This is a genomic window from Verminephrobacter aporrectodeae subsp. tuberculatae At4 (assembly GCF_000193225.1).
GTDB classification, from domain to species: Bacteria; Pseudomonadota; Gammaproteobacteria; order Burkholderiales; family Burkholderiaceae_C; genus Acidovorax; species Acidovorax aporrectodeae.
Map to the genome: position 1 here is coordinate 1 of NZ_AFAL01000780.1, position 1404 is coordinate 1404.

General features: G+C 71.4%; 2 protein-coding genes. Both read right to left on the reverse strand.

Features of this window, described 5'->3' with window-relative positions; all coding sequences use genetic code 11:
• Window positions 1-271 (reverse strand): hypothetical protein (locus VTU_RS29280; RefSeq protein ID WP_040893700.1); only part of this gene is annotated, 271 nt, incomplete at its 3' end.
• Window positions 211-987, reverse strand: a complete 777-nt coding sequence (locus VTU_RS33180) for a hypothetical protein (protein WP_169315433.1) — start codon at window positions 985-987, stop codon at window positions 211-213. The genes VTU_RS33180 and VTU_RS29280, both read right to left, overlap by 61 nt.
• Window positions 988-1404 lie beyond the last annotated feature (417 nt).

Sequence of the window (1404 nt, forward strand, 5' to 3'; positions counted from 1 at the left end):
GGGGGCTGACGGCAGGGGGGGTGGGAGCCACGGCGGTGTGTTGGCTGCTCCGGGCGTCGTTGCCGCCTGCGGCTGCGGGTTGGTCTGCGGTGGGGTTGGGCGTGTTTGGCGTGGCTCCGGGGATGGAGTCTTTGGGTTTTGGGTTTCCGAAGAAGACGCCGCTGAACAGCGACCACAGGGCGTTGACCGTGGAAATGCCGCCCCCGGTGTCTACTGCGGTGTCGGTGTTGCTCGCCTGCCCGCTGTCCTTGCCGTCCTGGCTGTCGGCCACGGCGGTGCGTTGGCTGCTTCGGGTGTCGTTGCCGCCTGCGGCTGCGGGGGGATTGGACGTGTCTGGCGCGGCTCCGGAGATGGCTCCGGGGCCGGCGTTGTCCACGGGCCGGGCGGCGTCCTTGCCTGCCGCGTCCCGGGTGTGGTTTTCCCCGGCTGCGGGGTGGGCGTTGGCGGGCGTGGTGGCGGTGTCGGGGAGCCGCCGTGGCGGCGTGCGCTCGACGGTGTTGCTGTCCCGCTGGAGGGGGGCGTGGCCGAGAGCAGGTTGCCGGCCACGTTGTGCGCGCTGATGGTGTGGCTGTCGTCTTGGCTGCTGCTATCCGGAGCCAGGATCGCACGCGGGGAAGTGCTGCCCCCGGTGTCCACTGCGGCGTCGGTGTTGTCCTTTTGTCCGCTCCCCTTGTCGTCTGGGCTGCCGTGCGTGGTCGGCTTGACGGCAGGGGGGGTGGAGGCCACGGTGGTGCGTTGGCTGCTCCGGGTGTCGTTGTCGCCTGCGGCTACGAGGTCCCGGGGCAGGTCCGCGGTGGGGGCGGGCGTGTCTGGCGCGGCTCCGGGGGTGGGTCCGGGGCCGGGGTCTTTGCGTTTGGGGTCTCCGAAGAGGGCGTGGCTGAGCAGCGACCACAGGACGCTGACCGTGGAAGTACCGCTCCCGGTGTCCATTGCGGCGCCGGTGTTGTCCGCCTGTCCGCTGTCCTTGCCGTCCTGGCTGCTGGCCACCAGGGGGGGCTGTGTGGTCGGCGTGCTGCCCGGGCTGTCCTGGGGACTTACGACAAGGGGGGCGGAGGCCGCGGCGGAGTGTTGGCTGCTCTTGGTGCTTGCGGTTGCGGGGCCCTGGGGCTGGTCTGCTGCGGGATTGGGTCTGTCTGGTGCGGCTTTGTGGATGGCCTTGGAGCCGGCGTTGTCCACGGGCCGGGCGGCGTCCTTGCTGGCCGGGTTCCGGGTGCTGTTCCCCCCGGCTACGGGGTGGGCGTCGGCGGGCGTGGTGTTGCTGCCTCCGCGGAGGGGGGCGTGACCGAGAGCCGGTTGTTGGCCACGTTGTGCGCGCTGATGGTGTGGCTGCCGTCTTGGTTGCTGCTATCCGGGGCCAGGATCGCACGCGTGGAAGTGCTGCCCCCGGTGTTCACTGCGGCGTCG